We start from the raw sequence: 25,404 nt of genomic DNA on the forward strand, positions 1-25,404 counted from the left end.
CGCGGCTCTCGGCTCCGGTGCACGAACACCGTAAACTCGATGGTGGTACCCGGGCGGCGCCCGGGTACCGGACGTGGGCGCTGAGCAAGTGCGCTGCGGTCTTGGCAGCTGCCGAGGGGCGGAGGAGGTGGCGCGGTGAACTCGGATGAACGCCGGTTCGAGGTGCTGCGGGCGATCGTGGCCGACTACGTGTCGACCAAGGAACCGGTCGGTTCGAAGGCCCTCGTCGACCGCCACAACCTCGGTGTGTCCAGCGCCACGGTCCGCAACGACATGGCCGCGCTCGAAGAGGACGGCTTCATCGTCCAGCCGCACACCAGCGCCGGCCGGGTGCCCACCGACAAGGGCTACCGGCTGTTCGTGGACCGGCTGCACGAGGTCAAGCCGCTGACGGAGGCCGAGCGCCGGGCCATCCACAAGTTCCTCGAAGGCGCGCTGGACCTCGACGACGTGATGCGCCGCAGCGTGCGGCTGCTGGCCCAGCTCACCCAGCAGGTCGCCGTGGTGCAGTACCCCACGCTGACCCGGTCGACCGTCCGGCACGTCGAGGTCGTCACCATCACGCCGGCCCGGCTGATGCTGGTGCTGATCACCAACACCGGGCGCGTCGACCAGCGGATGGTCGACCTCGGCGACGTGATCACCGACGACGACGTGGCCCGGCTGCGCAACGTGCTCAACTCGGCGATGGCCGAGAAGCGGCTCGCCGACGCCTCCGCCGCGGTGGCCGAGCTGCCCGACCAGGCGCCGTCGGAGCTGCGCGACGCGCTGATCCGGGTGTGCAGCGTGCTCATCGAATCGCTGGTCGAGCACCCCGAGGAGCGCATGCTGCTCGGTGGCACGCCCAACCTGACCCGCAACGTCGCGGACTTCCCCAACTCGCTGCGCCAGGTTCTGGAGGCGCTCGAAGAGCAGGTCGTGGTGCTCAAGCTGCTCGCCGCGGCCCGCGACTCGGGCACCGTGCGGGTCAGCATCGGGATGGAGAATGAGGCCAAGGAGATGCAGACGACCTCGGTGATTTCGACCGGATACGGTTCGGATGGCATGGTGCTGGGAGGCCTGGGGGTGGTCGGACCGACGCGGATGGACTATCCGGGGACCATGGCGGCCGTGCGGGCCGTCGCCGCTTACGTGGGTGAGATCCTGGTCGGTCGGTGACGGTTCACCGACGCCTGACCGGCGAGAACTCGTTGATCGAGCAGAGGAAGTACGGAGAAGGTGGCCAGGGACTACTACGCGACCCTCGGGGTGGCCAGGGACGCGACACCCGAGCAGATCAAGCGGGCTTACCGCAAGCTCGCGCGGGAACTGCACCCAGACGTCAACCCCGATGAGGCCGCGCAGGAGCGGTTCCGGGAGGTGACGACCGCCTACGAGGTGCTTTCCGACCCCAAGAAGCGGCAGGTGGTCGACCTCGGCGGGGATCCGCTGGGCAACGGCGGCGGGGCCGGCGGCGGCATGGGCGATCCCTTCGCCGGGTTCGGCGGTCTGGGCGACATCATGGACGCCTTCTTCGGCGGTGGCGCCGGTGGCGGCGGCCGCGGCCCGCGCAGCAGGGTCCAGCCCGGCTCGGACGCGTTGCTGCGGCTGGAGCTGACGCTGGAGGAGTGCGCCAGCGGCGTGAACCGCGACATCACCGTGGACACGGCGGTGCTCTGCGACTCCTGCGACGGCGGCGGCTCGCGGGCCGGTAGCGCCCCGTCGACCTGCGACACCTGTGGTGGTCGCGGCGAGGTGCAGTCCGTGCAGCGGTCGTTCCTGGGGCAGGTCATGACGTCCCGGCCGTGCCCGGTGTGCCGCGGTTTCGGCGAGGTCATCACCGACCCGTGCCAGCAGTGCGGCGGCGACGGCCGGGTCCGCGCGCGGCGCACCATCACCGTCAAGATCCCGGCCGGGGTCGGCGACGGGATGCGGGTGCGGCTGGCCGGCGAGGGCGAGGTCGGGCCCGGCGGCGGGCCGGCCGGTGACCTGTTCGTCGAGGTCGAGGAGCTGCCGCACGAGCGGTTCACCCGCGACGGCGCGGACCTGCACTGCACCGTCGAGCTGCCGATGACGGCGGCCGCGCTGGGCACCGTGCTCACCCTGGAGACGCTCGACGGCGGCCAGGAGGAGCTCACGATCGAGCCCGGCACGCAGCCCGGCACCGAGCACGTGCTCACCGGCCGGGGCCTGCCCAAGCTGCGGTCCAACGGCAAGGTCAGCGGGCACGGCGACCTGCACGTGCACCTCGACGTCGTGGTGCCGATGCGGCTCGACGACGCGCAGTCCGACCTGCTGCGCCAGCTCGCCGCGCTGCGCGGCGAGGAGCAGCCGGAGCCGACGGTGACCGCCAACGGCAACGGCAGCCGGCACGGGCTGTTCTCCCGCTTCCGCTCGTTCGGCCACCGCTGACCGAGTGGATTCGCACGCGGTTCGCCGCGACGACGAGAGCTGAGGCCGGAAGTGTCGGAATCCTCGCTGCCGGTGTTCTCCGTCGACCGGCTGCCCGCCGTCGGCGCGACCACGCTGGAGGGCCCGGAGGGCAAGCACGCGGCCACCGTGCGCCGCCTGCGCGTCGGTGAGCAGCTGCTGCTCTCGGACGGGCAGGGCGGCATGGCGCGCTGCGAAGTGCTGGCCGTGGCGAAGGACTCGCTGCAGCTCGCGGCGTCCGAGACCTGGCAGGTTCCGCAGCCGGGCCTGCGGGTCCGGCTGGCGCAGGCGCTGGTCAAGGGCGATCGCGGAGAACTCGCGGTGGAGCTGGCCACCGAGGCGGGCGTGGACGCGGTGGTGCCGTGGCGCGCCGCCCGGTGCGTGGCGAAGTGGGACGACGGCCCGCGCGGCGCGAAGGCGCTGGCGCGGTGGCGCAGCACGGCCGCGCAGGCGGCGAAGCAGGCGCGGCGGGCGTGGACGCCGCCGGTCGACGAGCCGGTGAGCACCAAGCAACTCGCGGCGCTGGTGCGCGGGGCCGACGCGGCCCTGGTGCTGCACGAGTCGGCGACCGCGCCGCTGGCGTCCGTCGAGCTGCCCGAGTCCGGCGAACTCGTCCTGGTCGTCGGCCCGGAAGGCGGCGTGACCGGCGACGAGCTCGCGGCGCTGACCGATGCCGGCGCGCACGTCGTCCGCCTCGGCCCGACGGTCCTGCGCGCCTCCACGGCCGCGGCGGTGGCCCTCGGCGCCCTCGGCGTCCGCACCGACCGCTGGTCCTGATTGCGGGGTGCAATTTCGCGGGAAATCCACACTCACTCGGGTGAAGGTCAATTTCCCGCGAAATTGCCATCCAGGAGATCGGCGGTCACGTACCGCTAAGAAGATCAAAAACTTTGGGTTATCCGTAGCGCGAACGGTTGACTCAGCGATACGCTTCGTGCGCGAAAGATCGCGGTGAGGTTTTGCCGCGGCCGGTGCCGCACGGGGCATCGGACCCCAGCACTCGTCGGACACCTCCCCCCTCGGTCCGGCGAGAGCTGCGCCGCAAACGGGACAACCCCCAGACCCGGTTGCGGCGCAGCGTGCCGGGGATGTGACGGGAACCGGCCCCGCGATGATCGAACCGCGCCGGACTGCTCGGCTAATCTTCCGGGCATGAGCGACATGGACTCCCTCTTCCTGCGGATCATCGCCCGCGAGATCCCGGCGGAGGTCGTGCGGGAGAACGACCGCGTCATCGCGATCCGCGACATCAACCCGCAGGCCCCCACGCACGTGCTCGTCGTGCCGAAGAAGCGCTACCGCAACGCCGCCGAGCTCGCCGCCGCCGACCCGGAGCTGCTGGCCGAGCTGATCACCGTCGCCCGCGACATCGCCGAGCAGGAGGGCATCGCGGAATCCGGCTACCGGCTGCTGTTCAACACCAACGCCGACGCGGGCCAGACGATCTTCCACGTGCACCTGCACCTCCTCGGCGGCGAACCGCTCGGCGGGCTCACCGGCGGGCCGCTCAGGGGCTGATCCCGCCGCGTCGAGGTGGCGATGACGGCGGCAATCCGATTGCCGGGTGGACTACCATCGACGCCAGGGAGAACTGACCGAACGACCCGCGCGAACGCGCAGAAAGCGGGCCCGAAAACACGTGGCCGGTATTGCAGCGGGTGGAGCCGCCGCCCAGTCCGGAGAGCACCCCCAGACCGCCGCCCAAGAGGCGACAGCGCAGTCGAAGGTGACCGTTCCCGACAACGTCGTGCTGACGCTGGTCGGATCCAGGGACGAGAACCTTCGGGTCGTGGAGGACCTGCTCACCGCCGATGTCCATGTCCGGGGCAACGAGGTGACGCTGTCCGGGGATCCCGCGGAGGTCGCGTTCGCCGAACGGGTGTTCGCCGAGCTGATCGCGCTGATCGCCAAGGGCAGCCAACTCACGCCGGACATCGTCCGCCGCAGCGTCGCGATGCTCTCGGCCGACCACGGCGAGTCGCCGGCCGATGTGCTCAGCCTGGACATCGTGTCCCGGCGCGGCCGGACGATCCGCCCCAAGACGCTCAACCAGAAGCGCTACGTCGACGCCATCGACCACCACACCGTGGTGTTCGGCATCGGGCCCGCCGGTACCGGCAAGACGTACCTGGCGATGGCCAAGGCCGTGCAGGCGCTGCAGGCGAAGCAGGTCAACCGGATCATCCTCACCCGCCCCGCCGTCGAGGCGGGCGAGCGGCTCGGGTTCCTGCCGGGCACCCTCTACGAGAAGATCGACCCGTACCTGCGGCCGCTGTACGACGCGCTGCACGACATGGTCGACCCGGAGTCGGTGCCGCGGCTGACGCAGGCCGGCACCATCGAGATCGCGCCGCTGGCCTACATGCGCGGCCGCACCCTCAACGACGCGTTCATCATCTTGGACGAGGCGCAGAACACCACGCCCGAGCAGATGAAGATGTTCCTGACCCGGCTGGGCTTCGGCTCCAAGATCGTGGTCACCGGGGACGTCACGCAGATCGACTTGCCCGGCGGCCAGCGCAGCGGCCTGAAGATCGTGCAGGAAATCCTGGGCGGCGTCGACGACGTGCACTTCGCTCAGCTGGACAGCCACGACGTGGTGCGGCACCGGCTGGTCACCGACATCGTCAACGCGTACGACCGCTGGCACGCCCTGGAAGACGCCGACGACCACAACCGGTCGGGGCGGCGCAACGGGCAACGACGAGGACGAGCATGAGCATCGAGATCGCCAACGAATCCGGCGTCGCAGTGCCCGAGGCGACCATCGTCTCGGTCGCCCGGTTCGCCCTCGACAAGATGAGCGTCAGCCAGCTCGCCGAGCTGTCCATCGTGCTGGTGGAGCTCGACGTGATGGCCGACCTGCACGAGCGGTGGATGGACCTGCCCGGTCCCACCGACGTGATGTCGTTCCCGATGGACGAGTACGACTCGGCCCGCCGCCCGGACTCCGCGGGCTCCGGCCCGGCGCTGCTGGGCGACATCGTGCTCTGCCCGGCGTTCGCCAAGGACCAGGCCCGCAAGGCCGGGCACAGCCTGCTGGACGAGCTGCACCTGCTCACCGTGCACGGGGTGCTGCACCTGCTCGGCTACGACCACGCCGAGCCGGAGGAGGAGCGGGAGATGTTCGGCCTGCAGAACCGCATCCTCGCCGAGTACCGCGAGGCCCGCGATGAGGCCGAGCGGGCTGCGGCGCAGCGCAGCGCGGACGCCCGGGTGCTGGGCGCCGTCGGGCTGGACGAGCCGGAGTCGCCGCAGGGCGGCCCGGCCGACGCCAACTAGGGGAGCCGGCGGTGGACTTGACCGGTTCCACTGCGTTCTTGATCATCGCAGTGCTGCTGGTGCTGGCGGCCGGGGTCTTCGCGGCCTCCGAATCCGCCATCACGGTGGCCTCCCAGGCGCGCGTCGACGAACTCGTCCGCGAGGCCCGGGGCGGCGCCAAGCAGCTCGCGCAGCTGCTCGCCGACCGGCCGCGGCACGTCAACCTGCTGCTGTTGCTGCGGCTGGCGTGCGAAATGGGCGCGACGGTGCTGGTCACCGTGGTGGCCCTGCGGCTGGCCGGTTCCGAGGCGTGGGCGGTGGTGATCGCCGGGCTGATCATGCTGGTGGCGTCCTACGTGCTGGTCGGTGTCGGCCCGCGCACCCTCGGCCGGCAGCACCCGTACGGCATCGGGCTCAAGGTGGCCGCGCCGGTGCGGGTGCTGGCCAGATTGCTCAACCCGCTGACCAGGCTGCTGATCCTGATCGGCAACATGATCACCCCGGGCAAGGGCTTCCGCGAAGGCCCGTTCTCCACCGAGGTGGAGCTGCGCGAGCTGGTCGACCTCGCCGGCGAACGCGGCGTGGTGGCCGCGGGCGAGCGGGAGATGATCCATTCGGTCTTCGAGCTCGGCGACACCCTCGCCCGCGAGGTGATGGTGCCGCGCACCGAGATCATCTGGATCGAGCAGACCAAGTCCGCCCGGCAGGCGGTGGCGCTGTGCCTGCGCTCCGGCTTCTCCCGCGTGCCGGTGATCGGCGAGAGCATCGACGACATCGTCGGCGTGGTCACCCTCAAGGACCTGACCAGCGCCGTGCTGGACGGCCGCGACCAGACCGGGACGACGGTGGCGGAGCTGATGCGCCCGGCCAGCTTCGTGCCGGACACCAAGCGGCTCGACGAGCTGCTCGGCGAGATGCAGATCTCCCGCAGCCACCTCGCGATCGCCGTCGACGAGTACGGCGGCACCGCGGGCCTGCTGACGATCGAGGACATCATCGAGGAGATCGTCGGCGAGATCACCGACGAGTCGGACCTGGAGGAGCACCGCCCGATCGAGCGGCTCGACGACGGCACCGTCCGGGTCAGCTCGCGGCTGCCGGTCGAGGATCTCGGCGAGCTGTTCGGCGTGGAGCTCGACGACTCCGACGTGGAGACCGTCGGCGGGCTGCTGGCGCAGCGGCTCGGCCGCGTGCCGCTGCCCGGCGCGGAGACCGAGATCGCCGGCCTGCGGCTGCGCGCCGAGGGCGGCAAGGACCACCGCGGGCGGATTCGCATCAACGCGCTGCTCGTCCGCCCGGTGAACGCAGATCAAGCACCGCTGCGCGGTGCCGACCAGGAGGGAAGCAACGCCCGTGGCTGAGCACGTCGAAGCGGCGGCCCCGCAGGAGATCGACCCGGAGGACGCCAAGATCGTCACGCTCGCGCGGTCGTCCCGAGCCCGCACCGGAGCGACCGAGGGAGCGGCGGTGCGCGACACCGACGGCCGCACCTACGCGGCGTGCACGGTCGCGCTCCCGTCCCTGCGGCTGACCGCCCTGCAGGCGGCCGTGGCGGCGGCCGTCGCCAGCGGCGCGGAGGGCATCGAGGCGGCTGCGGTCGTCACCGACGCCGACGCGGTCGACGCCGACTCGGTTGCGGCGGTCCACGACCTCACCCGCACTGCGCCGATCCTCCGCGCGGACGCCACCGGCACCGTCGCAGGCGTTCTCCAGGCGTAATCCGGCCGGTAGCCGGGTTGGACATACATCAGGTTGGGCACCCGCAGTCCAGGCGGGCGCTGAGGTTCCGCCACCCGCACCGCCACGCACAACGAGGATGAATTTGCGTCCCCCGGGCTTCGGGTGCCGGGGTCGGGCGCCCACTGTGCTGCGGCCGGGGCGGGCCGGTCACAATGGTTCGGTGACCAGCTCCGCAGATGTGCACCGCTCCGGATTCGCCTGCTTCGTCGGCCGGCCCAACGCCGGGAAGTCGACGCTGACGAACAGCCTGGTCGGCTCGAAGGTGGCGATCACCTCCAGCAAGCCGCAGACCACCCGGCACGCCATCCGCGGCATCGTGCACCGGCCCGACGCGCAGCTGATCATCGTCGACACCCCCGGCCTGCACCGGCCGCGCACCCTGCTCGGGCGGCGCCTCAACGACCTGGTCTACGAGACGTGGTCCGAAGTGGACGTGGTCGGGTTCTGCGTGCCCGCCGACCAGAAGGTCGGCCCGGGCGACCGGTTCATCGCCGAGCAGCTGAAGAAGGTGGCCCGCCGCACCCCCGTGCTGGGCATCGTCACCAAGACCGACCTGGTCAGCAAGGAGCAGGTCGCGCAGCAGCTGCTGGACCTGCAGCAGGTGATGGACTTCGCCGACCTGGTGCCGGTGTCCGCAGTGGATTCCTTCCAGGTCGACGTGCTGGCCGATCTGCTGGTCGCGCAGATGCCGGAGGGCCCGCAGCTGTACCCGGACGGCGAGCTCACCGACGAGCCGGAGACGACGCTCATCGCGGAGCTGATCCGGGAGGCGGCGCTGGAGGGCGTGCGCGACGAACTGCCGCACTCGCTGGCCGTCACCATCGAGGAGATGATCCCCCGCGAGGGCCGCAAGGACCTGATCGACGTGCACGCGGTGCTCTACATCGAGCGCTCCAGCCAGAAGTCGATCGTCATCGGCCGCGGCGGGGAGCGCTTGCGCGCCGTCGGCACCCAGGCGCGCAAGCACATCCAGGCGCTGCTGGGCTCCAAGATCTACCTGGATCTGCACGTGAAGGTCGCCAAGGACTGGCAGCGCGACCCGAAGCAGCTGCGCAAGCTGGGGTTCTGATCACAACTTCGGCGCGGAATCCGTGGAACCTGCCATGACCTGAGCGCGTCTCAGGTACGTTGCTGGCCGGACTCTTTGCGTACGGGCAAGGACACCTGGCTTTTGTTCGACAATTAAAGGATCAATCGTGACTAATCCCTATGGCGGCCCGCCTTCGGGGCCCAACCCGCAGCAGCCGTACGGTCAGCAGCCGGGCGGATACGGTCCGCCGTCTGGGCCGATGCCTCAGCAGCCGTACGGCCAGCCCGACCCCTACGGGCAGCCGAACCCCTACGGCCAGCCGAACCCCTACGGGCAGCAGCCCGGCGGCGCCCCGCCGAGCAACAACATCGGCTGGGGCATCGGTTCGATCTTCCTGTGCTGGCCGTTCGCGATCCCGTCGCTGATCAAGGCCACCTCGGTGCAGAACCTGTGGGCCCAGGGCCAGTACCAGCAGGCCCAGGCCGCGGCCGACGACGCCAAGAAGTGGGGCAAGATCGGCATCATCGCCGGCGCCGCTTGGTGGGTCCTGATCATCCTGATCTACGTGGTCTTCTTCGTGATCATCGCCGCCTCGGTGAGCTCCTCTTACTGATTCGAGTCGTGCCGTTGCGGCCGGCGTGAGCGCCGGCCGCAACGACGCGCGTCAACCTCTCCGGGGGAACAATGACGGAACCGTCCGACCCGACCGGTGTTCCGCAGCAGCCGGCCGAGCAGCCGGCGGTTCAGCAGCCTGCTGACCAGCCGATCGCGCAGCAGCCCGTCGAACCGCAGGTTCAGCAGCAGTTCGACCAGCAGGCCCAGCAGCAGTTCGCGCAGCCGGTCCAGCAGCCGATGGCTCAGCAGCCTGTCCACCACCCGGTGCCGATGGCGCCGTATCCCTCCTACTCGGCGCAGTTCGGCGTCGCTCCCGTGCCCATGAACAACAACCTGGGCTGGGCCATCGCCGGCATCCTGGTGTGCTGGCCCTTCGGGATCCCGTCGCTGATCAAGGCGCTGCAGGTCAACTCGCTCTGGTACCAGGGCCTGCCGGACCAGGCGCAGCTCTCCGCCAACGAGGCCAAGAAGTGGGGCAAGGTCGCCGTCATCGTCGGCGCCAGCCTGCTCGGCCTCTACATCTTGGCGATCGTGGCCTACTTCGTGATCATGATCGCGCTGTTCGGCTTCGCCGCCACCCAAGTGGACTGATGGTCGCCGCGCGCCTTCGAACGATGGCTCTCCCGGCCGCGACCGCGCTGCTCGGCTGCGCGGCGGCCGGGATCGTGCTCGCCGCCGACCCCACCTCCGACGCCGGGTTTCCGCTGCCGCCCTGCCCGGTGAAGTGGCTGACCGGGCTCGACTGCCCCGGCTGCGGCGCGACGCGGATGTTCTACAGCCTGCTGCACGGTGACGTGCAGCAGGCGCTGCACTTCAACGCGGCGGCGGTCGCGTTCATCCCGTTCTTCCTGTGGACCTGGGGCGCCTGGGTGCTGGGCCGCTGGCGCGGCCGGCGGATCCCGACCTGGGAGCAGTGGCGCTGGTCCCCGCTGGTGGCGCTGGTCCTGATCGCCGTCTGGTCGGTGATCAGGAACCTGCCGTTCCCGCCCTTCGACGCGCTCTACGTCTAGTCGTTGAACGAGCTCTGGATGCCGGTGCCGAGGACACCCGTGGCGGCCAGGATCATGAACGTCATGAACAGCAACCAGAGGGCGGGCACGACCCACCCGACGATGATGCCCGTCAGCGCCATGCTGCGGTTGGTGTAGGCCCTCGGGTTCCGGTTGATCTCGCGCAGCGAGACGTGCCCCAGGATCGCGCCGACCGGTCCGATGAGGATGGCGCCGTAGCAGGTGAAGATCGCGGCCAGCGAGACGCACATCGAGGCGATCGCCATGCCGTTGTTCCGCGGCAGCATCGGATAACCCGGCCCGTACGGCATCGGCGCCTGCTGGTAGGGGTTCTGGTCGTAGGGGTAGGTCATGACGTCCTTTCGGCGCGGAATCCCAGGTGATTCTTCCGCGCGGCTTCGATGCCGTCGCCCACGGGTGTGATGATGGGTGGGTGAGCCTCTACCGCGATACCGCAGTCGTACTGCGGGTGCAGAAGCTGGGTGAGGCAGACCGGATCATAACCTTGCTGACCCGCCGCTACGGGAAAGTGCGGGCAGTTGCCAAGGGAGTGCGCCGCACGACGTCGCGGTTCGGCGCTCGGGTCGAGCCGTTCTGCCACGTCGACGTGCAGCTCTACACCGGACGCACGCTCGACGTGATCACCCAGGTGCAGACCGTGGACGCCTTCGGCGCGCACATCGTCGACGACTACCAGCGCTACACCGCGGCCTGCGCGGTGCTGGAGACCGTCGACCGGCTGGCCGCGGAGGAGGGCGAGCCGGTGCTGCGGCTCTACCTGCTGGCCATTGGTGCGCTGCGCGCGCTAGCGGGGCGGGAGCGCGATTCCTCGCAGGTGCTGGACGCTTTCCTGCTCCGCGCGATGTCCTTCGCGGGCTGGGCGCCGGCGCTCACCGAATGCGCGCGCTGCGGCGAGGCGGGGCCGCATGCCGCCTTCAACGTGCAGGCGGGCGGTGCGGTGTGCGTCCAGTGCAGGCCCGCCGGTTCGGTGCGGCCTTCGGTGCACACGTTGCCGTTGATGGAATCGTTGCTGCACGGCGACTGGTCCTCCGCCGAAGTGGCTGCGAACCCGGTCCGCCGCGAGGCCAGCGGCCTCATCGCGGCGCACCTGCAGTGGTACATGGAACGGCAGTTGCGGTCGTTGCCGCTGGTGGAGCGGACGGTGCCGGAGCTCATCCGGGAGCGCGCCGCCGAGGCCGCGCTGGTCGCCGCCGCCGAGGACGGGCGCTGAGCCCCTGATCGACCTGGGCGAGGACAATGAAACCCTCACGCCCACGTTCTAAGGAGAATCCAGTTATGTTGCGACGCCGTGGGCGGGGCAAGGACGACCCGACCGTGCGGACGCCGGAACCGCACGCCTCCGGCGAGAAGCCGCCGGCGTTGCCGCCGGAGTTCGTGCCCAAGCACGTCGCCATCGTGATGGACGGCAACGGCCGCTGGGCAAACGAGCGCGGGCTGCCGCGCATCGAGGGGCACAAGCGCGGCGAGGCGGTCGTGCTGGAGCTGGCCCGCGGCGCGATCGAGCTCGGCGTCAAGTGGCTGTCGCTGTACGCCTTCTCCACGGAGAACTGGAAGCGCAGCCCCGACGAGGTGCGATTCCTGATGGGCTTCAACCGCGACGTGATCCGGCGCCGCGTCGACGAGCTCGACGGGATGGGCGTGCGGGTGCGCTGGGCGGGCCGGAAGCCGCGGCTGTGGCGCAGCGTGGTGAACGAGCTGCAGTCCGCGGAGGTCCGCACGCAGAACAACGAGGTCATGAACCTGACCATGTGCGTCAACTACGGCGGCCGGGCCGAGATCGGCGACTCCGCGCGCGAGATCGCGCGGCTGGTGGCGGCCGGGAAGATCAACCCGGAGCGGGTGGACGAGCGCACCATCGCCCGCTACCTGTACCAGCCGGACATGCCGGACGTGGACCTGTTCATCCGGCCGTCCGGTGAGCAGCGGACCTCGAACTTCATGCTCTGGCAGTCCGCCTACGCCGAACTCGTCTTCCAGGACACCCTGTTCCCCGACGTGGATCGCCGGCACCTGTGGCGCGCGTGCGAGCAGTACGCGCGCCGGGACCGGCGGTTCGGCGGGGCCATCGATCGGGCGGCGGCCGATGCGTCCGCCGAAACCGCCCAGGAGGGCATTTGATGACCCAGGAGGCCGCAACCACCGCGCGGTTGCTGACCGCGGCGAAGGAAGCGCTGGAGAACTACCACGACGTGCACGTCGACGACGACGGCGCACTCACGTTCCGGCACGCCGATGTCCCGTGCGCGGTGCAGGCGATGCAGCTCGCGGACGGGCTGACGGTGCTGAGCCTGACCTGCGTGGTCGCCTGGGACCTGCCGCCGACCGACGAGCTCGCGCAGTCGGTCGCCGAGCGCGCGGGGCAGGGCCTGTTCGGCACGCTCGGGGTGGTCCGCACCGAGCGCGGCATGGACGTGACCTTGCGCTACGCGTTCCCCGCGGAGGGGATGGCGGCGGCGCCGCTGGGAACCCTGCTGATGCTGGTGGTGGCGACGGCGTCCCAGCTGCGCACCGAACTCCTCGCCGAGCCCGAGGGCACCACCAACTAGCTCCGGACCGGAGGACGCGTCGGTGTGTCGGTCCGGGCCTGCGGTCCGGCGGGCGGCACCCTGCTTGAGCAGGGGTGATGGGATCGGTGCGGGGAGGCGCGGGCTCGGTGCCACCCCCTAGTGCGAACGATTATCAGTTCGAACTGGCACGATGATCCGGTGACCGAGATCGCCGACCCGCCGCGCGCGCGGCGCCCCGTCATCACCTCGTTGGAGGTGCTCTGCGGCCTGCTTGTCGTGGCAGCGGTGTTCCAGGGGCAGCTGAGCGCGCTGCTGGACGTCCCCGCGCTGCGCACCGGCTCGACGGTGTTCGTCGCCGTCTGCGTCCAGGCCATGCCGTTCCTGGTGCTCGGCGTGCTGGTCAGCGGCCTGATCGCGGCGTTCGTCCCGCCGGGAGCGCTGCGCCGCTGGCTGCCCGCCAACCCCGCCGTCGCGGTGCCGGTGGCCGGTGTCGCCGGCGTGGCGCTGCCCGGCTGCGAGTGCGCCTCGGTGCCGGTGGCGCGGCGGCTGATGCAGCAGGGCGTCGCGCCGGCCGCGGCGCTCGCGTTCCTGCTGGCCGCGCCGGCGGTGAACCCGATCGTCCTGGTGTCCACGGTGGTCGCGTTCCCGGACGAGCCGCTGATGGTGCTGGCCAGGTTCCTCGGCTCGCTGCTGACGGCCTGCGTGATGGGCTGGCTCTGGGCCCGGCTGGGCAAGGCGGAATGGCTCGCCGAACGCGCGCTGCGCCGGGTCGAGGCGCACCACGGCTCCGGTAGCCGGTGGGTGGTCTTCGCCGAGTCGGCCCGGCACGACCTGGTCGAGGCGGGCGGGTTCCTGGTGCTCGGCGGTCTGACGTCCGCGGTGTTCAACGTCGTCGTGCCCGCGTCCTGGCTGGAGTCGCTCGGCGGTCAGTTGCTGCTGGGCGTGCTGGTGATGGCGGTGCTCGCGGTGGTCCTCGCGCTGTGCAGCGAGGCCGACGCCTTCGTGGTCGCGTCGATGCCGGGCCTGCCGCTGATCCCGAAGCTGGTGTTCCTCGTCGTCGGCCCGGCCGTCGACCTCAAGCTGATCGCGCTGCAGTCCGGCGCCTTCGGCCGCCGCTTCGCCGCCCGGTTCGCGCCCGCCACGTTCGTGGTGGCGATCGGCTGCGCGGTCGGTGTCGGCGCCCTGCTGCTGGGAGGTTCGTGATGCGTCGGGAAACCCAGAACCTGCTGTTGCTGCTGCTGGGCGGCGCCCTGCTCAAGATCGCGCTGGGCGGCAGCTACCTCCGCTACGTCAAGCCCGCGCTGTTCCCGTGGCTGGTGGTCGCCGGGGCGGTCATGATCGGGCTGTCGATCTTCGCGATCGTCCGCGACATCCGGGCCGGCGGCGCCGGGCAGCACGAGCACAACTCGCGCAGCCCGTGGATGCTCCTGCTGCCGGTGTTCGCGATCTTCCTGATCGCGCCGCCGGCCCTCGGCTCGGACTCGGTGACCCGCGACCGGATGGCGGCGCCGGCGGCCCCGAGGGAATCCCTGTTCCCGGACCTGCCGCCGGAGCAGGCGCCGCTGCTGAGCGTGTCGGAGTTCGTCACCCGCGCCATCTGGGACGGAAGCGGTGCCCTCAACGGCCGGCCGGTGCGCCTGCAGGGCTTCGTCGTGCACCTGACGCCGGGGACGACGCAGCTCGCCAGGATGCGGATCAGCTGCTGCGCGGCGGACGCGGCGCCGGTGAAGGTCGAGCTCGCGGCCCCGCCGCAGGCGGCGGAGCTCCCGGCGGACACCTGGATCGAGGTGACCGGCAGGCTGCGGCCGGGCTCGGCCACCGAAGCCAACGACTACGTCCCGACGCTCGACACGACCCTGATCCGCCCGATCCCGGCCCCGCAGGACACCTACGAGTACTGAACCGGATCAGCCGATGTGGCTCACGATGTCGGGGATCCAGCGGAGAAGGCGCCTGCGGTTGCGCACCGCCGTGCAAGACGAGTCTGGAATTCCAAAGACGTCAGAGGCCGCGGGCGGTGCAGTCGGGGCAGGTGCCGATGATCTCGACCGTGTGGCTGACGTCGGAGAAGCCGTGCTCCTGGCCGATCCGCTCGGCCCAGTTCTCCACCGGCGGGTCGGCCACCTCGACGGTCCGCCCGCAGTGCCGGCACACCAGGTGATGGTGGTGGTGGCTGGAGCAACGCCGGTAGACCGCCTCGCCGGTGGGCGTGCGCAGCACGTCGACCTCGCCCGCGTCGGCCAGGGTTTGCAGCGTGCGGTAGACCGTGGTCAGGCCGATGCCCTCGCCCTGCCGCCGCAGCTCCTCGTGCAGTTCCTGAGCGGAGCGGAAGTCGTCGACCTGGTCCAGCAGGTTCGAAACCGCCGCTCGCTGCTTGGTGGCCCGCAGTCCCGGTACGCCGACCGTGGGACCATCGCCGGTGGTCACGCTGTCTCCGTCTCCTGTCGGGAGTTGGGTGCGATGGAACGTGGCGCCGAACCGCGCGACCGCGCGCCGGAGATCTCCTCCGCGTGCGCGGCGGCGTCCACCACGATGTGCGCCAGGTGTTCGTCCACGAGGCGGTAGACGACCTCGCGGCCGTGCCGCTCGCCGTGCACGACACCGGCGGACTTCAGCACCCGGAGGTGCTGGCTGATCAGCGGCTGGGCGACGCCGAGCGCGTCGACCAGCTCGTGCACGCAGCGTTCCGACTCCCGCAGCTGCAGGACGATCGCGATGCGCACCGGGGCGGCCAGCGCCCGCAGCAGCTCGCCGGCCTCGACCAGGATCCGCTGGTCCCGCATCGGGACCGGGTGCGCGTCCCGCTCCGGGGAGTGCACGTGGTCGTCGAGGCCGTCCAAGCCCGCGGTCGACCGGGCCGGCTCGGATTCCGGGCTGACGGCGGGCATCGCTTCCTTTCCGGCGATGCCTCCACGCGGCGTCGCCTGCCTGCGGTGGCGTCGGTCGGGCAGGCCACCCGAACGGTGGCCTGCGCGCGGGGACGCTTCGCGCCCTCCATCCTACGGGTACGCCCGGCCTGACCTGTCACATCAATACCGCGTGCCCCGTCGGCGCCGCCGGGTCGCCCGGCTGGCCAGCCCGGGCGAACGTCACCCGGTCCGGGATCGGTACGCTGGGAAACTCCAGCCCGACCAGCTGGTTCGATGCAGTCCAGCGAATATTCCGGAGTGAACGTGCCCGCCGACCAGATCGACACGATCGTCAATCTCTGCAAGCGCCGTGGTTTCGTCTACCCGTCCGGCGAGATCTACGGCGGTACGCGGTCGGCCTGGGACTACGGTCCGCTCGGCGTCGAGCTCAAGGACAACATCAAGCGCCAGTGGTGGAAGTCGATGGTGCAGGGCCGCGACGACGTCGTCGGCCTGGACTCGTCGGTGATCCTGCCCCGCCCGGTCTGGGAGGCGTCCGGCCACGTCACCGCCTTCCACGATCCGCTGGTGGAGTGCACCTCCTGCCACCACCGCTTCCGCGCCGACCAGCTCGCCGAGGAGTATTCCGAGCGCACCGGCAAGGAGATCGCCGAGGACGACCTCTCCGACGTCCCGTGCCCGAACTGCGGTACCCGCGGCCAGTACACCGAGCCGCGCGAGTTCAACATGATGCTCAAGACCTTCCTCGGCCCGGTGGAGAGCGAGGAGGGGATGCACTACCTGCGGCCGGAGACGGCGCAGGGCATCTTCGTCAACTTCGCCAACGTGATGACCACCGCGCGGAAGAAGCCGCCGTTCGGCATCGGCCAGATCGGCAAGTCGTTCCGCAACGAGATCACGCCCGGCAACTTCATCTTCCGGACCCGCGAGTTCGAGCAGATGGAGATGGAGTTCTTCGTCGAGCCCGGCGAGGACGAGCAGTGGCACCAGTACTGGATCGACCAGCGCATGAACTGGTACGCCGACCTGGGCATCAACCGGGACAACCTGCGGGAGTTCGAGCACCCGAAGGAGAAGCTCTCGCACTACGCGAAGCGCACCGTCGACATCGAGTACCGGTTCCGGTTCGGCGGTCAGGAGTGGGGCGAGCTCGAGGGCATCGCCAACCGCACCGACTTCGACCTCACCACGCACTCGAACCACTCGGGCATCGACCTTTCGTACTTCGACCAGGCCAGCAACTCCCGGTACCGGCCGTACGTGATCGAGCCGGCCGCGGGTGTCGGCCGGCCGATGATGGCGTTCCTGATCGACGCCTACCACGAGGACGAGGCGCCGAACGCCAAGGGCGGCGTGGACAAGCGCGTTGTGCTGAAGCTGGACCGCCGACTGGCGCCGGTGAAGGTGGCCGTGCTGCCGCTGTCGCGCAACGCCGAGCTGTCGCCGAAGGCCCGCGACATCTCCGCTCAGCTGCGCCGCAACTGGAACGTCGACTTCGACGACGCCGGTGCGATCGGCCGCCGCTACCGCCGGCAGGACGAGGTCGGCACGCCGTTCTGCGTGACCGTCGACTTCGACTCGCTGTCCGACCACGCCGTCACCGTCCGCGAGCGCGACACGATGTCGCAGGAGCGGGTGGCGATGGACAAGCTGGAGGAGTACTTGGCGGTTCGCCTCCTCGGTTGCTGAGCCGGGCTCGGGCCGGCGGTGTTCTCGGGCACCGCCGGCCCGTTTTTCCGAAAGCGGTTGAGCGGGTTGGACTTCCCGCGCCCCGGCCGCCGCCGGGCCTGCACCGGCGGCCCCGAAGATCTGCGAGGATGCCAACGTGAGCCCCCATCGAGCCGCCCATCGGCGCCGACCCGCAGGCCAGGTGTTCGGACGCGTCCTGGTCGGCGCCTTGCTGGTGGTGCTGCTGGTGATCGGCGGCACCGCGTTCCGGGTGTGGCAGGTGGCTCGCGCCGATGACCGGCGGCCGGTGGACATCGTGGTCGTGCTCGGCGCCGCCCAGTACCACGGCAAGCCCTCGGACGTGCTCGCCGCGCGGCTCGAACAGGCCCTGGATCTCTACCAGGACGGCCTGACCAAGTACATCGTCACGGTCGGCGGCCGGCTGCCCGGTGACGCCTTCACCGAGGCACAGGCCAGCAAGAAGTGGCTGACCGGCAACGGGGTGCCCGCCGAGAAGATCATCGACGTCGACGTCGGCAGCGACACCCTGGGCAGCCTGGAGGCGGTCGCCGACATCTCCCGCCAGCGGGGCTGGACGAGCGCGCTCATCGTCAGCGACCCCTGGCACTCGCTGCGGGCGCGGACGATGGCCAACGACTTCGGGCTCAAGGCGTGGGCGTCCCCGGCCCGGTCCGGGCCCGTGGTGCAGACCCGCGAGGTCCAGTTCAAGTACATCGTCCGGGAAACCGGCGCGCTGCTGTACTACCGGCTCACCCACGCCCCGGCGGAGACGATCGGCGACGGCCTGGGCTGACGCTCGGGCGGGTCGACACCGCGGCACCGCCGCCGGAATGCGGTGGTCTGTCGGGTTCGCGCCGTAATCTGAGCGGGATGAGCTCCGGAGATCCCACGGGCGCCATGCCCGGCTACGACGCGCACGACCTGCGGCGGCTGCTGCCCGAGCCGTCGAAGTCCGCCGTGCCCGCCGAGGCCCGGTCGGACGACCGAAGCCCGTTCGCGCGGGACCGGGCGCGGGTCCTGCACTCGGCGGCGCTGCGCCGCCTGGCGGGGAAGACGCAGGTCGTGGGCCCGGAAGAGGGCGACGTGCCGCGCACCCGGCTGACCCACTCGCTGGAGGTGGCGCAGATCGGGCGGGGCATCGCCACCGCGCTGGGCGCCGATCCGGACCTGGTGGACACCGCCGGGCTCGCGCACGACATCGGGCATCCGCCGTTCGGGCACAACGGCGAGCGGGCGCTGAACGACCTGGCCGACGGCTGCGGCGGCTTCGAGGGCAACGCGCAAACCCTGCGCATCCTCACCCGGCTGGAGCCGAAGCTGGCTGACTCGGACGACGTCGGCCGCGGCCTGAACCTGACGCGCGCGTGCCTGGACGCGGCGACGAAGTACCCGTGGCCGAAGCGTCCGGGCGAGGCGAAGTTCGGCGCCTACCCGGACGACCTGGCGGTGTTCGAGTGGCTGCGCGACGGCGCGCCGGAGGGCCGCCGGTGCCTGGAGGCCCAGGTGATGGACTGGTCCGACGACGTGGCCTACTCGGTGCACGACGTCGAGGACGGGGTGCTGTCGGGGCGGATCTCGCTGCGTTCGCTGACCAGCGGCGAGGAGCGGGCGGAGATCGTCCGGATGGCCGCGAAGCACTTCTGGGGCGACGGCGCGGGCGGCACCGCGGGGCTGCTCGACCACGCGGCGGCGGAGCTGGTGCGGTGGCCGGTGGTGGACGCGGTGCTGGACTACGACGGCACGTTCCGCGCGCAGGTCGCGCTGAAGCGGCTCACCAGCGAGCTGGTCGGGCGGTTCGTGGCCGCGGCGGTGACCGGGACGGTGGAGCGCTTCGGGCCCGGGCCGTTGACCCGTTACCGCGCGGAGCTGGTGGTGCCGGAGCCGGTGGTGGCGGAGGTCGCGGTGCTCAAGGCCGTCGCGCTGCGGTACGTGATGAGCGACCCGCAGCGGTTGCGCATGCAGGAGCGGCAGCGGGCGCTGCTGACCGAGTTGGTGTGGGCGCTGGCCGAGCGGGCCCCGGAGTCGCTGGATCCGGCGATGGCCCCGGCCTGGCACCGGGCGGGCGACGACCGGGCCCGGCTGCGGGTGGTGCTGGACCAGGTTTCGTCGCTGACGGACGCGCAGGCGATCACCTGGCATCGAAAGCATGTACGGAACGTGTCCAAATCGATGTGACGTTAATCCGAAAGGGGAGAGTTGATCTGGGTTTCGCCCCCAGACTTCTTACTCAGAGTGTTGCTCGGCGGGCCCCGAACGCCGACGGCACCGCCCCCGATCCCCGTCCGGCTGCTCCGAGCACCGTTCGGCGCAGCCCGCGGCCCGGCCCCGAACCCCGGGTCGCAAGGAGACCCCGATGCGCAACCGGCATTACATCCAGAAGCTCGTCGTCGGCGGCGAGCCGTACGTGAACACCGACAACCTGGCCGACTGGGTCCGGGACCTGCGCTGGCAGGATCCGGCGGCCCAGCGCGCGGCCCACTACATCGCCCAGGAACTCCGCCTGATGGGCCTGTCCGACATCGAGGAATCCATCCGCTAGGGGAGTGGCGGGCGAGAACCCGCCAATCGCTCGCGCCCACCGTCGGCCGTTCGGCTGGCAGACTCGGGATCAGCCCCGAGTCAGCCGACGCGGAAACGGAGCCAGCGGCCGTGAGCGAACACCTCGACTTCAGCCTGTCCCTGCACCGGCGGCTCGCTCCGCCGGTGGACACCCCGTTCTGCTGGTCGCCGTACTCGGTGGCCAGCGCACTCGGCCTGGCCGCGACCGCGACCGGCGGCCGGACCAGGGATGAACTGGTCACCGCGCTGCGCGACGACCCGGCGGGGCTGCTGAAGCTGCTCGGCGGCGCCGCCGAGCTCTCCGGCGGCCCGTCCGCCGAGCCGCCCGTGCTGGCGGTGGCCAACACCCTGTGGGCGCACGCGGATCTCCCGGTCCACCAGTCCTACCTGGCCGTGCTGGAGGACTGGCCGGGCAGCGCGGTGCGCAACGCGCCCTTCCGGACCGCCCCGGAGGAAGCCCGGCAGCTCATCAACGCCGACGTCGCGGAGACGACGCGCGAGCTGATCCCCGAGCTGCTGAGCCCGGGTTCGGTGGTCGCGGACACCGTCGCGGCCCTGGTCAACGCGCTCTACCTGAAGGTTTCCTGGCGGGAGGCGTTCGACGAGAAGGCCACCGGCCGGCGCCCGTTCCACGCCCCGGCGGGCGACCGCGACGTGCCGACCATGCACGCCACCCGTCGCCTCGGCTACGCCGCCGCCGAAGGCTGGCAGGTCGTCAGCCTGCCCGCGGCCGGCGGCGTCGAGGCCGTGGTGCTGCTGCCGGACGCCGACCTGGCGACGGCGGAGCCGGGACTCGACGCCGCGCAGCTGCGCCGGCTCCTTGCGGCCGTCGAGCAGCAGCGGGTGGAGCTGTTCCTGCCCAAGTTCGACGTCACCGGCGACGCCGAGCTGACCAGGTCGCTCGGCGCGCTCGGCGTGCAGGAGCTCTTCACCCCCGACGCGGACTTCTCGCCGCTGACCGATCAGCCGCTGCGGGTCTCGACGGTCGTGCACCAGGCGGTGCTCGAAGTCGACGAGAGCGGCCTCGAAGGCGCCGCCGCGACGGCCGTGATGATGCGGCTGACCGCGATCGTCCGGGAACCGGAGCCGATCCGGGTCGAGGTCGACCGGCCGTTCCTGTTCCTGGTGCGCCACCAGGCCACGGGCGCCCTCTACTTCCTGGCCCGCGTCACCGACCCGAGCTGAGCCGGCCGTTTCCGCTGGTGGCCGGGGCAGCCGGTCACCAGGGGACGCGGGTGAGCTTGTCCGGGTTGACGATGTCGAAGATCGCCGCCGTGCGGCCGTCCCGCACCGCCAGGGTGAACACCCGCGGGGCGGCGGTCTCGTCGTCGTTGCCCGTGAACACCACGCCGAGGTCGCCGTTCACCAGCACCGGCCGGATGTTCTCGACCAGGCCGTCGCCGTACTTCTCCATGAGCCCCACGATGAACCGCGCGACCTTCTCGACACCCACCACCGGGCGCCGGGCGGTGCGGGCCTTGCCGCCGCTGTCGCCGTAAACCGTCGCCGTCGGGTGCAGCACCCGGGTGATCGCCTGGAGGTCCTTCGACGCCACCGCGGCGAGGAAATCCTCCAGCATCTGCTGCTGCTCGGGCATCGGCACCCGCTCCGGCGGATCGGCGTCGGCCATCGCCCGCCGCGCCCGCGACGCGTGCTGCCGCGCGGCCGCCGCGCTGCACCCGAGAACCTCGGCGATCTCGGCGAAAGGTACGTCGAAGCCGTCGTGCAGCACGAACGCCAGCCGCTGGTCCGGCGGCAGCTCGTGCAGCACCCGCATCGCCGCCATCCGCAGGTCGTCCTGGGCCGCCACGATGTCGCCCGGATCCTCGTCGAGCGAGGTCACCAGCGGTTCCGGCAGCCACGGCCCGACGTACTGCTCGCGCCGGACGGCGGCCGAGCGCATCCGGTCCAGGCACAGCCTGCTGACCACGGTGGTCAGCCAGCCGGTCAGGTCGCGGATCGTCTCGCGGTCGGTCGACGCCAGCCGCAGCCACGCGTCCTGGACCGCGTCCTCGGCGTCGGCGATCCGGCCCGTGAGCCGGTAGCCGATGCCGATCAGCCGGCTCCGGTGCTGGTCGAATTCCGCGGCCACGGCGGTGTTCGTTGCGGGCACAGCCGAGATTCTGCCGCACCGGCAAGCCACCTCGAACGTGACGATCACAATGCCCCTAGACTGGGTGCGTGGCAGGCAGGATCCGGGAAAGCGACATCGCCGAAGTGCGCGATCGCAACCGGATCGACGATGTGGTCGGGGAATACGTCGCCCTCCGCAACGCCGGCGGCGGCGCGCAGAAGGGCCTGTGCCCGTTCCACGACGAGAAGACCCCGTCGTTCAACGTCCGGCCCAGCCACGGCACGTTCCACTGCTTCGGCTGCGGCGAGGGCGGCGACGTCATCGCCTTCGTGATGAAGATCGAGCACCTCGGCTTCGTCGAGTCCGTCGAGCGGCTGGCCGACCGGGTGGGCCTGCAGCTGCAGTACGAGGGCGGCACGCCGGGCCCGAAGCGGGATCGCGGCACGCGCGCCCGGATGGTCGAGGCGCACCGCATCGCCGCCGAGTTCTACGCGGAGCAGCTCCGCTCGCCGGAGGCGCTGAAGGCGCGGGAGTACCTGGCGCAGCGCGGTTTCGACGAGGCGGCGGCCGCGCGCTTCGGTTGCGGTTTCGCCCCGGCGGGCTGGGACAAGCTCACCAAGATCCTGCTGATGAAGGGCTTCGAGCTCGACGAGCTGATCAAGGGCGGCCTGTCCAAGGAGGGCCGCCGCGGCCCGATCGACCGGTTCCACCGGCGCCTGCTGTGGCCGCTGAAGGACCTCAGCGGCGACGTGGTCGGCTTCGGCGCGCGGCGGATCTTCGACGACGATCCGATCGAGGCCAAGTACGTCAACACCTCGGCGACCCCGATCTTCAACAAGTCGCAGGTGCTCTTCGGTATCGACCTGGCCAAGCGGGAGATCGCCAAGCGCCGCCAGGCGGTGGTGGTCGAGGGCTACACCGACGTGATGGCGATGCACCTGGCCGGTGTACCGACGGCGGTGGCGTCCTGCGGCACGGCGTTCGGCGACGACCACATCTCGGTGCTGCGCCGGCTGATGATGGACGACGACGCGTTCCGCGGCGAGGTCATCTTCACCTTCGACGGCGACGATGCCGGGCAGAAGGCCGCGTTGAAGGCCTTCGACGGCGAGCAGCAGTTCGCCAGCCAGACCTACGTGGCGATCACCCCGGACGGCATGGACCCGTGCGAGCTGCGGGAGGCCAAGGGCGACGCGGCGGTGCGCGACCTGGTCGCCCGCCGGCGGCCGCTGTTCGAGTTCGCCATCCGCAGTCTGCTCACCGAGTACGACCTGGACTCCGTCGACGGCCGGGTCGCGGCGCTGAAGCGCACGGTCCCGCTGGTCGCGCAGATCAAGGACCCGGCCCGCCGCGACGGTTACGCCGCGAAGCTGGCCTGGTGGGCCGGCTGGAACGACGAGAACCAGGTGGTGCGCCGGGTGCGGCAGAGCTCCGGTGCCCCGGTGCGGCAGACGCGGCGCCGTCCTCGGCAGGACGAGGCGCAGCAGTCGCTGGGCATGGACGTCGACCTCCCGAAGCGCCCGCCCCGGCACGACCCGCGGTTCCTGCAGCGGGAGGCGCTGAAGGCGGCGCTTCAAGTACCCGCGCTGGCGGGCCCGCTGTACGACGCTCTGCCGGAGGAAGCGTTCACCGAGTCGGCCTACGCCGAGCTGCACCGGGCGTTGCTCGCCGCGGGTGGCACGGTGTCCGGGCTCTCCGGCCCGGCGTTCGTGGACGCTGTGTCGCAGCAGTGCGAGAACGAGGCCACGCGCAGCCTGCTCACCCAGCTCTCGGTGGAGAAGCTGGAGAACCAGTCGGAGGAGGATCCGCGCTACGTCGCGGCCTTGATCGCCCGGTTGCAGGAACGGCTGGTCAGCAGGCAGATCGCGGACATCAAGTCGAAGGTGCAGCGGATGTCGCCGCTGGAGGACGCCGAGGAGTACAACGCGCTGTTCGGTGACATGGTCGCGCTGGAGGGCTACCGCAAGGCGCTGCTGGACCAGGCCATGGGGACGCTGTGATCGACTGGCTGCGGCAGCTGGTCGCGCGGTTGAGCGGCACCGCCGACGTGCCGGCGGACTTCCCCGGCTCGCTCGACGCCGAGGAGCAGGTCCTCGCGGTGGCGAAGACGGCCGAGGGCGCGCTGGTCGCCACGCACCTGGGGCTGTGGCTGCCGGACGGCCGCCGCCTCGGTTGGCACCTGCTCAGCAAGGCGACCTGGAACAACGGCGTGCTCACCGTGATCGAGGCGGAGGAAGCCGGTGCCGCAGGCGACGCGGTGCTGCTGCGCGACCTGCCGGGTCGCCGCCTCGAACTGACCGGATCGAGCCGGTTGCCCGACGTCGTGCACGAACGCGTCAACCAGTCCATCCGCTCCCGCCACCACCGGGACCTGCCCGGCGGGGGAGCGTGGTTCGTGCAGCGCAAGGTGCCCGGCCGGGACGGGATCGTGTTGCAGGTCCGGCCCGATCGGGGCGCAGACGAGGCGGCGGTGACCGAGTTCGCCGCGACCGTCGCGGAGCGGCTCCAGCAGGCGAAAGGCCCCGAGCGGGACTGATTTTCGCTCGACACCGGCCACACCCCGGATATACAGTACGGACGTACTGTTTACGGAGGTGTGGACGTGTGGGATCCGCAGAAGTACCTGTCGTTCAGTGACCACCGCAATCGTCCGGCCCACGACCTGATGGCCAGGGTCGGCGCGTCCCGGGCGCGCCGGGTGGTGGATCTCGGTTGCGGCGCGGGAAACCTGACCTCGCTGCTGACCGACCGGTGGCCGGAAGCGGCGGTCGAGGCAACGGACGCATCGCCGGAGATGGTCGCGGCGGCCCAAGGCCGCGGCGTGGCCGCGAGGCAGGAGGACGTGCGGGACTGGAAACCGTTGCCGGACACGGATGTCGTGCTCTGCAACGCGGTCCTGCAATGGGTGCCGGAGCACGTGGAGTTGCTGCAGCGCTGGCTGCCCCAGCTGCCGGCCGGAGCCTGGTTCGCCTTCCAGGTGCCGGGCAACTTCGAATCGCCGTCGCACGTGACGATCCGCGAGCTGGTCGCGGAGCCGCGCTGGCGCGACCGAGTGGGCGGCGTGCTGCGCCCGGACGCGGTGCTGCCGCCGACCGGCTATGCGGACGTGCTCACCGATCTCGACGTGGAGGTCGACGCCTGGGAGACGACGTACGTCCACGCGTTGACCGGAGCGGACCCGGTGCTGGAGTGGGTCACGGGCACGGCCCTGCGGCCGGTCCGGACGGCATTGGACGACGCGGAGTGGACGGAATTCCGAGCGGAGCTGGCGCCGCGCCTGGCGGCGGCGTACCCGAGGCGGGCCGACGGCACGACCTGGTTCCCGTTCCGTCGCATCTTCGTCGTGGCGCACCGCCGCTGACCTGCGGTTTCGCTGGAAGGATCAATAAGAGGGGGGTCCGGTGAAGCGCCCTGGAAGCATGGGCTAAAGTAGTCATGTCAGCGCGACAAGGGCTGACAACAACGAAACATTCCTCCGTAGCTCAATTGGCAGAGCATTCGGCTGTTAACCGAAGGGTTACTGGTTCGAGTCCAGTCGGAGGAGCAAAAGCCCAGGTCAAAGACCTGGGCTTCTTCTTTTTATGCCCGATTTGTCCCCCGAGGGTGCAGAAAAGGTGCA

General features: G+C 71.0%; 29 protein-coding genes and 1 tRNA gene. 26 read left to right on the forward strand and 4 right to left on the reverse strand.

Annotated features, from left to right (window positions below; genetic code table 11):
- The first annotated feature begins 135 nt into the window (after nucleotides 1-135).
- From hrcA to BLW84_RS29365, 12 genes are all read left to right on the forward strand, one after another.
- Nucleotides 136-1,158, forward strand: coding sequence for a heat-inducible transcriptional repressor HrcA (gene hrcA, locus BLW84_RS29310; protein WP_093271717.1), 1,023 nt, complete (start codon nucleotides 136-138; stop codon nucleotides 1,156-1,158).
- 60 nt (nucleotides 1,159-1,218) lie between these two features.
- On the forward strand, nucleotides 1,219-2,391 hold the full coding sequence (gene dnaJ / locus BLW84_RS29315; protein ID WP_093271719.1) for a molecular chaperone DnaJ: 1,173 nt from the start codon (nucleotides 1,219-1,221) through the stop codon (nucleotides 2,389-2,391).
- Nucleotides 2,392-2,442: 51 nt separating this feature from the next.
- Nucleotides 2,443-3,186, forward strand: a complete 744-nt coding sequence (locus BLW84_RS29320) for a 16S rRNA (uracil(1498)-N(3))-methyltransferase (RefSeq protein WP_093271722.1) — start codon at nucleotides 2,443-2,445, stop codon at nucleotides 3,184-3,186.
- Between the two features lie 375 nt (nucleotides 3,187-3,561).
- Nucleotides 3,562-3,927, forward strand: coding sequence for a histidine triad nucleotide-binding protein (locus tag BLW84_RS29325; RefSeq protein ID WP_093271723.1), 366 nt, complete (start codon nucleotides 3,562-3,564; stop codon nucleotides 3,925-3,927).
- Nucleotides 3,928-4,048: 121 nt separating this feature from the next.
- Nucleotides 4,049-5,128 (forward strand): PhoH family protein, encoded by a 1,080-nt coding sequence (locus tag BLW84_RS29330; RefSeq protein ID WP_093271725.1) that lies wholly within the window; start codon nucleotides 4,049-4,051, stop codon nucleotides 5,126-5,128.
- The gene (gene ybeY / locus BLW84_RS29335; RefSeq protein ID WP_093271728.1) at nucleotides 5,125-5,691 is read left to right on the forward strand and encodes an rRNA maturation RNase YbeY; all 567 of its coding nucleotides are present in this window, start codon (nucleotides 5,125-5,127) and stop codon (nucleotides 5,689-5,691) included. Before BLW84_RS29330 ends, ybeY begins: the two co-directional genes overlap by 4 nt.
- A 17-nt stretch (nucleotides 5,692-5,708) precedes the next feature.
- Nucleotides 5,709-7,031: a hemolysin family protein gene (locus BLW84_RS29340; protein ID WP_093271810.1), complete on the forward strand. Its 1,323-nt coding sequence runs from the start codon at nucleotides 5,709-5,711 to the stop codon at nucleotides 7,029-7,031.
- Nucleotides 7,024-7,389, forward strand: a complete 366-nt coding sequence (locus BLW84_RS29345; RefSeq protein WP_093271731.1) for a cytidine deaminase — start codon at nucleotides 7,024-7,026, stop codon at nucleotides 7,387-7,389. Before BLW84_RS29340 ends, BLW84_RS29345 begins: the two co-directional genes overlap by 8 nt.
- A 181-nt stretch (nucleotides 7,390-7,570) precedes the next feature.
- Nucleotides 7,571-8,479, forward strand: a complete 909-nt coding sequence (gene era / locus BLW84_RS29350) for a GTPase Era (protein ID WP_177226754.1) — start codon at nucleotides 7,571-7,573, stop codon at nucleotides 8,477-8,479.
- A 127-nt stretch (nucleotides 8,480-8,606) separates the two neighbouring features.
- On the forward strand, nucleotides 8,607-9,053 hold the full coding sequence (locus tag BLW84_RS29355) for a CD225/dispanin family protein (RefSeq protein ID WP_093271736.1): 447 nt from the start codon (nucleotides 8,607-8,609) through the stop codon (nucleotides 9,051-9,053).
- A 71-nt stretch (nucleotides 9,054-9,124) separates the two neighbouring features.
- On the forward strand, nucleotides 9,125-9,646 hold the full coding sequence (locus BLW84_RS29360) for a CD225/dispanin family protein (protein WP_245761461.1): 522 nt from the start codon (nucleotides 9,125-9,127) through the stop codon (nucleotides 9,644-9,646).
- A gap of 23 nt (nucleotides 9,647-9,669) precedes the next feature.
- The gene (locus BLW84_RS29365; RefSeq protein WP_245761462.1) at nucleotides 9,670-10,065 is read left to right on the forward strand and encodes a DUF2752 domain-containing protein; all 396 of its coding nucleotides are present in this window, start codon (nucleotides 9,670-9,672) and stop codon (nucleotides 10,063-10,065) included.
- Here BLW84_RS29365 and BLW84_RS29370 read toward each other — a convergent pair.
- Complete coding sequence (locus BLW84_RS29370) at nucleotides 10,062-10,418, reverse strand: DUF4190 domain-containing protein (RefSeq protein ID WP_093271742.1); 357 nt, start codon at nucleotides 10,416-10,418, stop codon at nucleotides 10,062-10,064. The genes BLW84_RS29365 and BLW84_RS29370 overlap by 4 nt on opposite strands.
- An 80-nt stretch (nucleotides 10,419-10,498) precedes the next feature.
- Between BLW84_RS29370 and recO the strand changes: the two genes are divergently transcribed.
- The 5 genes from recO (at nucleotide 10,499) to BLW84_RS29395 (ending at nucleotide 14,494) form a co-directional block, all read left to right on the forward strand.
- Nucleotides 10,499-11,296: a DNA repair protein RecO gene (gene recO / locus BLW84_RS29375; protein ID WP_093271746.1), complete on the forward strand. Its 798-nt coding sequence runs from the start codon at nucleotides 10,499-10,501 to the stop codon at nucleotides 11,294-11,296.
- Between the two features lie 65 nt (nucleotides 11,297-11,361).
- Complete coding sequence (locus tag BLW84_RS29380; protein ID WP_093271748.1) at nucleotides 11,362-12,204, forward strand: isoprenyl transferase; 843 nt, start codon at nucleotides 11,362-11,364, stop codon at nucleotides 12,202-12,204.
- On the forward strand, nucleotides 12,204-12,632 hold the full coding sequence (locus BLW84_RS29385) for a hypothetical protein (RefSeq protein WP_093271751.1): 429 nt from the start codon (nucleotides 12,204-12,206) through the stop codon (nucleotides 12,630-12,632). The genes BLW84_RS29380 and BLW84_RS29385 overlap by 1 nt, the downstream gene beginning before the upstream one ends.
- Before the next feature lie 159 nt (nucleotides 12,633-12,791).
- The gene (locus BLW84_RS29390; protein WP_093271752.1) at nucleotides 12,792-13,796 is read left to right on the forward strand and encodes a permease; all 1,005 of its coding nucleotides are present in this window, start codon (nucleotides 12,792-12,794) and stop codon (nucleotides 13,794-13,796) included.
- Nucleotides 13,796-14,494 carry a TIGR03943 family putative permease subunit gene (locus BLW84_RS29395; protein ID WP_093271755.1) on the forward strand — a complete coding sequence of 233 codons (699 nt, stop codon included), beginning with the start codon at nucleotides 13,796-13,798 and terminating at the stop codon, nucleotides 14,492-14,494. The genes BLW84_RS29390 and BLW84_RS29395 overlap by 1 nt, the downstream gene beginning before the upstream one ends.
- Before the next feature lie 100 nt (nucleotides 14,495-14,594).
- Here BLW84_RS29395 and BLW84_RS29400 read toward each other — a convergent pair whose 3' ends face one another.
- A complete protein-coding gene (locus tag BLW84_RS29400) occupies nucleotides 14,595-15,020 on the reverse strand; it encodes a Fur family transcriptional regulator (protein WP_093271758.1) in 426 nt (141 codons plus the stop codon).
- Complete coding sequence (locus BLW84_RS29405) at nucleotides 15,017-15,481, reverse strand: ArsR/SmtB family transcription factor (protein ID WP_093271760.1); 465 nt, start codon at nucleotides 15,479-15,481, stop codon at nucleotides 15,017-15,019. The genes BLW84_RS29400 and BLW84_RS29405 overlap by 4 nt, the downstream gene beginning before the upstream one ends.
- 285 nt (nucleotides 15,482-15,766) lie before the next feature.
- Here BLW84_RS29405 and BLW84_RS29410 point away from each other — a divergent pair, with 285 nt between their 5' ends.
- From BLW84_RS29410 to BLW84_RS29430, 5 genes are all read left to right on the forward strand, one after another.
- Nucleotides 15,767-17,152, forward strand: a complete 1,386-nt coding sequence (locus tag BLW84_RS29410; RefSeq protein WP_093271815.1) for a glycine--tRNA ligase — start codon at nucleotides 15,767-15,769, stop codon at nucleotides 17,150-17,152.
- A 136-nt stretch (nucleotides 17,153-17,288) separates the two neighbouring features.
- The gene (locus tag BLW84_RS29415) at nucleotides 17,289-17,945 is read left to right on the forward strand and encodes a YdcF family protein (RefSeq protein WP_177226755.1); all 657 of its coding nucleotides are present in this window, start codon (nucleotides 17,289-17,291) and stop codon (nucleotides 17,943-17,945) included.
- A gap of 77 nt (nucleotides 17,946-18,022) precedes the next feature.
- Nucleotides 18,023-19,327, forward strand: coding sequence for a deoxyguanosinetriphosphate triphosphohydrolase (locus tag BLW84_RS29420; protein ID WP_245761463.1), 1,305 nt, complete (start codon nucleotides 18,023-18,025; stop codon nucleotides 19,325-19,327).
- A 178-nt stretch (nucleotides 19,328-19,505) separates the two neighbouring features.
- Complete coding sequence (locus BLW84_RS29425; RefSeq protein ID WP_093271768.1) at nucleotides 19,506-19,691, forward strand: hypothetical protein; 186 nt, start codon at nucleotides 19,506-19,508, stop codon at nucleotides 19,689-19,691.
- 110 nt (nucleotides 19,692-19,801) lie between these two features.
- Nucleotides 19,802-20,896, forward strand: a complete 1,095-nt coding sequence (locus tag BLW84_RS29430; protein WP_093271769.1) for a serpin family protein — start codon at nucleotides 19,802-19,804, stop codon at nucleotides 20,894-20,896.
- A gap of 34 nt (nucleotides 20,897-20,930) precedes the next feature.
- Here the strand turns inward: BLW84_RS29430 and BLW84_RS29435 are convergent, their stop codons facing one another.
- Nucleotides 20,931-21,824: a sigma-70 family RNA polymerase sigma factor gene (locus tag BLW84_RS29435; protein WP_093271817.1), complete on the reverse strand. Its 894-nt coding sequence runs from the start codon at nucleotides 21,822-21,824 to the stop codon at nucleotides 20,931-20,933.
- A gap of 68 nt (nucleotides 21,825-21,892) precedes the next feature.
- Between BLW84_RS29435 and dnaG the strand changes: the two genes are divergently transcribed.
- The 4 genes from dnaG (at nucleotide 21,893) to BLW84_RS29455 (ending at nucleotide 25,329) form a co-directional block, all read left to right on the forward strand.
- On the forward strand, nucleotides 21,893-23,785 hold the full coding sequence (dnaG, locus tag BLW84_RS29440; RefSeq protein ID WP_093271772.1) for a DNA primase: 1,893 nt from the start codon (nucleotides 21,893-21,895) through the stop codon (nucleotides 23,783-23,785).
- Nucleotides 23,782-24,321, forward strand: a complete 540-nt coding sequence (locus tag BLW84_RS29445) for a hypothetical protein (protein WP_093271774.1) — start codon at nucleotides 23,782-23,784, stop codon at nucleotides 24,319-24,321. Before dnaG ends, BLW84_RS29445 begins: the two co-directional genes overlap by 4 nt.
- Nucleotides 24,322-24,387: 66 nt before the next feature.
- Complete coding sequence (locus BLW84_RS29450; RefSeq protein WP_093271819.1) at nucleotides 24,388-25,146, forward strand: trans-aconitate 2-methyltransferase; 759 nt, start codon at nucleotides 24,388-24,390, stop codon at nucleotides 25,144-25,146.
- A gap of 110 nt (nucleotides 25,147-25,256) precedes the next feature.
- Nucleotides 25,257-25,329, forward strand: a tRNA-Asn gene (locus tag BLW84_RS29455).
- Nucleotides 25,330-25,404: the final 75 nt, after the last annotated feature.

Origin of the sequence: Saccharopolyspora shandongensis (assembly GCF_900106995.1) — a bacterium.
Lineage (GTDB): Bacteria > Actinomycetota > Actinomycetes > Mycobacteriales > Pseudonocardiaceae > Saccharopolyspora > Saccharopolyspora shandongensis.

Coding starts and splice junctions, on each gene's coding strand:
- BLW84_RS29420 (WP_245761463.1), top strand. CDS start 18,023: ATGAGCTCCGGAGATCCCACGGGCGCCATGCCCGGCTACGACGCGCAC.
- BLW84_RS29370 (WP_093271742.1), bottom strand. CDS start 10,418: ATGACCTACCCCTACGACCAGAACCCCTACCAGCAGGCGCCGATGCCG.
- BLW84_RS29405 (WP_093271760.1), bottom strand. CDS start 15,481: ATGCCCGCCGTCAGCCCGGAATCCGAGCCGGCCCGGTCGACCGCGGGC.
- BLW84_RS29365 (WP_245761462.1), top strand. CDS start 9,670: ATGGCTCTCCCGGCCGCGACCGCGCTGCTCGGCTGCGCGGCGGCCGGG.
- ybeY (WP_093271728.1), top strand. CDS start 5,125: ATGAGCATCGAGATCGCCAACGAATCCGGCGTCGCAGTGCCCGAGGCG.
- BLW84_RS29325 (WP_093271723.1), top strand. CDS start 3,562: ATGAGCGACATGGACTCCCTCTTCCTGCGGATCATCGCCCGCGAGATC.
- BLW84_RS29385 (WP_093271751.1), top strand. CDS start 12,204: ATGACCCAGGAGGCCGCAACCACCGCGCGGTTGCTGACCGCGGCGAAG.
- BLW84_RS29380 (WP_093271748.1), top strand. CDS start 11,362: ATGTTGCGACGCCGTGGGCGGGGCAAGGACGACCCGACCGTGCGGACG.
- BLW84_RS29395 (WP_093271755.1), top strand. CDS start 13,796: ATGCGTCGGGAAACCCAGAACCTGCTGTTGCTGCTGCTGGGCGGCGCC.
- BLW84_RS29425 (WP_093271768.1), top strand. CDS start 19,506: ATGCGCAACCGGCATTACATCCAGAAGCTCGTCGTCGGCGGCGAGCCG.
- BLW84_RS29360 (WP_245761461.1), top strand. CDS start 9,125: ATGACGGAACCGTCCGACCCGACCGGTGTTCCGCAGCAGCCGGCCGAG.